This is a genomic window from Microcoleus sp. F10-B2 (assembly GCF_036704965.1).
Lineage (GTDB): Bacteria > Cyanobacteriota > Cyanobacteriia > Cyanobacteriales > Microcoleaceae > Microcoleus.
The window spans coordinates 1-5,452 of record NZ_JAUBTB010000178.1; the positions used below are offsets into that span (position 1 = coordinate 1).

4 protein-coding genes are annotated in these 5,452 nt (G+C 43.7%); all 4 read left to right on the plus strand.

The window, feature by feature from the left end; translation table 11 throughout:
* Nucleotides 1-1,013 (plus strand): AAA domain-containing protein (locus QUA99_RS32080; RefSeq protein WP_333245450.1); only part of this gene is annotated, 1,013 nt, incomplete at its 5' end.
* Nucleotides 976-2,562 carry a hypothetical protein gene (locus QUA99_RS32085; protein WP_333245447.1) on the plus strand — a complete coding sequence of 529 codons (1,587 nt, stop codon included), beginning with the start codon at nt 976-978 and terminating at the stop codon, nt 2,560-2,562. The genes QUA99_RS32080 and QUA99_RS32085, both read left to right, overlap by 38 nt.
* 24 nt (nt 2,563-2,586) lie before the next feature.
* Nucleotides 2,587-4,971: a hypothetical protein gene (locus QUA99_RS32090; protein WP_333245445.1), complete on the plus strand. Its 2,385-nt coding sequence runs from the start codon at nt 2,587-2,589 to the stop codon at nt 4,969-4,971.
* A gap of 2 nt (nt 4,972-4,973) precedes the next feature.
* On the plus strand, nt 4,974-5,432 hold the full coding sequence (locus QUA99_RS32095) for a hypothetical protein (RefSeq protein ID WP_333245443.1): 459 nt from the start codon (nt 4,974-4,976) through the stop codon (nt 5,430-5,432).
* Nucleotides 5,433-5,452 lie beyond the last annotated feature (20 nt).

Sequence of the window (5,452 nt, forward strand, 5' to 3'; positions counted from 1 at the left end):
AAATCTCAAAAATCATTTTCGGGTTCCCTCTCGTATTTTTGCCCGTATCATACCGTAATTCAGCAACGCCATTTATTCCAATGGCTAAGGCAGAGCGACGGATTATTTTAGTCGGCGACCATCGCCAGCTACCCCACATTCTCGAAGAAGATGTCGAACGTCAACTGAATTCATCGAACCAGACAACTCAAGATGCCCTGAAGAAAAGCTTGTTTGAGCGGCTATTCAAACAGTTGCAGGAATGGGAAAAACGGGATGGCATTAAGCGCACCGTGACCCTGGATACTCAATACCGGATGCACCCAATCTTGGGTGATTTTGTTAGCCGCACCTTCTACGAATATCATGGAGAGCCTCCCATTAAGCCTGGTAGACCAGAAAAGGAATTCTTTCACGAGCTCCCGGGTTATCAAGATAAGGTCGCTGCCTGGATTAATGTCCCCCTCAATTTAGGAAGTGAAACCAAAGGACACAGTAAGTCGCGTCCTGTAGAAGCCAGACGGATTGCAGAAGAACTAAAACGCCTCATTGAACACGACTCTCGTCTGACATTTGGGGTGATTGCCTTTTACAGAGCCCAGGTGGCAGAACTCTGGCAGCAACTTTACAAGCTGGAATTAGCAGAAGTTACAGATGACGGTAACTATCAGGTTGCTTCAGCATGGCGAGAAACAACAAATCATGATGGTAAACTCGTTGAGCGATTGAGAATTGGCACTGTTGACGCCTTTCAGGGCAAAGAATTCGATGTCGTGTTTCTCTCTGTGACCCGCAGTAACAATATTCCAGCAACACCCGATCGCCCAGAAACTTATCGCCGGAAATATGGCTTTTTACTGTTGGAGAATCGTCTTTGCGTGGCCATGAGCCGACAACAGCGGTTGCTGATTGCTACAGGTGACTTGGAGATGGTCAGAGCAGAAGCCGATCGGCCAGAAAGCGAACGTCAGGCAATTCGTGAATTAATTGCCTTTTATGAACTCTGTAAAACACCTCACGGAAAAGTTTTTTAGGACAACAGCCATGCCTTTCCGCAAAGATACTTCTGTTCTCTATTACAATCCTTCACCCAAGGCCCGTTGGAGTCAGCTAAAATATTTGCTGTATCCCGTTCGTATGTATCGAGTTGTGGCGCCTCGTGTCTCATCTCGTAAAGTCAATATCTTAGAAAAAGCAGTTTTGGGAATGTGTCGCGCAGGCATCACTGAAGCTGCTAAAATTGGTCATCACCTTGATATTGGCAAAGATCTAACAGCCCTCATCATCTCTCAACTTGCCGATCGATATTACGTTGACTCACGTGGAAACCTTACTCAAAAGGGGCAAAAAGTTCTGGAAGACGAAACTTCTATCGCCCAGGATGTTACTGCTGGGTTTATCTTCCAAGATCCGTGGACAGGTGACTTATTTCCACGCTTTGTAGAGCGCGAAGAGTACGCTGAAGTTCGTTTCAATTCAGGGTCTCTAGAATTAATTCTCGGTACAACCGGTAAGCCAAATTACCAACGGCTTTTTATGCCGCCGCAAGTCAAAAATACGATCGAACGGCAACCTTCTCCAACTGAAATTATCCAGGCAGTTGAGAAACACGAAAGAACGCTTAAAAATGTCATTCGGAGCAAAGAGGATGATGATGATGATACCTGGGCTTATGAGAAGCTTCCGACTCTCGATCGCGTAAGTTTTATTGATGACGAACCAACCGATCTATGGCTGGCAACTTGTATATATGTACCTGAAGACTCTTCAAGTGCGAATGTCTGGAACGTTTGCGATCCGTTTGGCTTAGGAGATAGCCCCTGGTTGCTCCACAAGTTAGAGAAACACCGAAAAAATCAAACAATTCAGGGATTAGAGAAATGGTTGCTTAATATGCTGGGCGACCAACGAAAGGAGCAATTCAATAACCTTGATGATTGGCTAACCCGGGCAGATGGGGAAGCCTGTTTACAGGTTGAGGATAAATTGACTCCTGCAATTAGAAAATGGGAGGAGTTATTTGATGATCTAGTCGCCCTTGAGCGATTATATATTGAGGCGGAGGAAGTGACAGATTGTAAAATTCTGCTCGGCAAATTGGAGGATATTTTGACTAAATCGCAGAAGGTGGCTGAAAGACTGTTGAAAATGCTTCAGCAGGATTATCCTACCAAAGGAAAAGCCGATAGATTGAGTGACCGCAGAGAGTTGAATCGTCAACCCCTGAATGATTATGCAGAAAATGCTGGTTTCAAACAGCCTTTGCCTCCCGGATTACTGAGTGTCGATCGCAATTCAATCCGCAAAGCCGCAGATTATGGAAATGGTTCGCTACGTGCTCTTATACTAGCTACACTACTTGCTACTCCAGATAACTCCCCACATCCACTCCGACTTGCAGCTCAACAATACCCCGATTTACTACATCTCCTGGATGAGTTGGCAGAAAAACGTAATGCTGCCGCACATAGCTCAAATCAGAGGGATGATACTCAACCACGCGAATTAGCAGACTTGGCACGACAAATCGATACCGTGTACAGGTTAGTCGCTGGAACATTGCAACTGTCATATCAACCGTAAAAACTTACCTTTCTGAGGATTAATATGGGTCGCAGTAAAAAAAGATTTTCAGGTAATCAAAATCAAACCGGAGTTAAAAACCCTGGAGGCGATGGAAAAAGTGATACTAATGCGGGAATAAAAACATCAAATCCCGAAAAAATAGACTTCTCTAATGAGCAGATTAATGCCTTATCGGACAATGCTTCCGAACAGCTTACGGAAGAAGATTTAGAAACATTAGGCTCATCCCCTCCAGAGAGTTTTGACCTTAAGCAGCTTTGGGAGAAAGCAGCAATTTTTGATTCAGCTACCAAACGCCTGGAATTGGAAAATCAGCAACTTGAGAGCCAAAAACAAGAGTTACAGGTTAAGCAGACTGATTTAGAAGAGCAGAAGCAGAAATTGACAGAAGCATCTAAACTCTTAGGAAAGGATCGAGAGCAACTGAACCGACAACTGGCAGAAGTAAACCAACAAGAGCGCCAATTTCAAGAACGGGAAGCTAATGCAACAGCCGGATTTCTGACCCAAAATCGAGTTGCCCTATCCCAATTGGAACAACAGGTTGCACAAGTCAGCCAAGAGATCGCCCAAGCTCTTAGCAAGAAGGTCGAGATTCAGCAACAACTGACAGAAGAAATTGCTCAGAAGTATGCTGAATTTGAGCAGAAGATTTGTACAGAAAGACAGGAATTTGAGCAAGAGCGGCAACAACTAATTACAGATCGCAAATCATTGAGGAAGGAGCAAAACAGGTTAGAAATTGACCGTGAGTTACTGGACGAAGAGCGACAATCTTTTGAAGAAAAAGTAGATCGACGTGCAGCCGCAAAAGTTGAGAGCCTTGAAGCTCATTTGCGAGTTTGGAAAGAACGGTATGAGAAATCACAGGAAATACAGCGCAGTCTTGAAGCGAATTTGCTCAAAACTGTTGATGCAGTCAGGAGATTTGGGCAACGTAATCCAGAAGAGATATTGGCTGAGTTAGAAGACTTGCGCCGGCAGAAAAATGAATTAGAGCAAAAATTATCTGAACGTCCTACAGAAGCTGCTGCGAGACGCTTGGAAGATTTGGAGGCTCAGAAAGAACAGTGGGAAGCAGAACGTTTTCGACTGAGCACAAAAGTACAGGAATTAGAGCGTTCAGCAGCCACTAATCGAATTGCAGTTCTTAATTTGGAAACGTTGCGGGATGAAAAGGAAGCTTTAGAAGCTAGCAATAATCGTCTTCGAGCAGTGCTGGAAGAGTTAAGGGTAAACGTCAATGATGCGATCGCTCAATCTAAAGAGCGTAGCCCCTTTGAGAAATGTGTCCAACTGGACAAAGATGAGAATTTGCAAATTGCTCCCACACTTTCACAGGAATCAATCGATCTTGCACAGTTTGCTGAAGACCTTCGTTATCGTATTGCTATATCTCCCAAGGGTAAGCGGTTGTACTACTCAGAACAGGACATCCGAGCCTTCTTGGGTGGGATTGCGATGAGTAAACTCCACATCCTACAAGGTATCAGTGGCACGGGTAAAACCAGTCTCCCTATTGCCTTCGCACGTGCATTAGGACGGCGAGGAAGAGATAACTATAAACTGGTTGAAGTACAAGCAGGATGGCGCGATCGCCAGGATTTAATTGGCTACTACAACTCTTTTGAAGGGAAATTCTATGAAACAGAGTTTTTAAGGGCTTTGTACGAGGCTCAGTGTCCCGAATTCCGCGATCAAATTTATATCATCATCCTAGATGAAATGAATCTATCTCGCCCTGAACAGTATTTTGCCGACTTTCTTTCCAAATTAGAACAGGATGCCCCTGAACTGATATTAAATACCGATCTAGAACGTCCCTCACCCCAACTTTTCAAAAAGAATGACACACTTATCATTCCACCAAACGTCTGGTTCGTTGGAACTGCTAACCAGGATGAAACTACTTTAGAATTGGCAGATAAAACTTACGATCGCGCTCATGTAATGGAACTTGAACGTAGTCAGGAACGCTTTGATCTTCCTAAACTTTCAGGAAGATATCCCATCTCTTATAATGCACTGACAACTGCTTTCAAGGAAGCTCAGAAACAACATCAGAGTAAAGCTACTAAAGCATTCGACTTTCTGAATTACTACCTATCTGAGATATTGGAAAGTAAATTAAAAATTGGTTGGGGAAATCGACTACAACGTCAAATTAATGATTACATCCCGGTTTTGATTGCGGCAGGAGGTTCCCTAACGGAAGCGACAGACGACATTCTGGCAACTAAGATTTTGCGGAAAGTGCGCGATCGCCATGATATCCAACTAGAAGATATGACCAAACTTAAGGAAACGATAGAAGAATACTGGTCGGAACTAGACGCAGGTGTACCAGTCAAGTCATTTAACATTCTGGAATCAGAGTTGCAGCGGCTTGAGCGAGGAACGTATTAATTATGCAGTTTTACAATCGCTTAACTGGACAGACTCGTAAAGAAATGCCGACTCGGTTATGGTTGGGTCAATGGCAGATTCATACTGAAACAGAAACAGCTACAGTCAATGCTGTCCCCATCTCACCGCAATCCAGACTATATATTTTTCCTGATACTGGGAAACGCTGTTCAATACGAGTGTTAGATGAAAGTAGAAAGGAACAATCTTTCCCTGATTGGCAAATTCCTTCTGATTTGCTGTTGGAAAGCCTTGGCTTTTTTGCGGGAACCCTCGATAAACTCGATAAACTCTCAGGTAATTTATGGGAGAAATGGGTAAATACATCGCCACTGGTGCATGATATTGGAAAAACTATTCGTCCCCAAAGATTAGAGGAACTTCTGGAGAGACACATTGGACATATTAGACATCTCCAAAAACAATTAAAGCCTTTGTGTAACGCCGGCTGTATGACGTAAATGCAATCATCATAAATTAG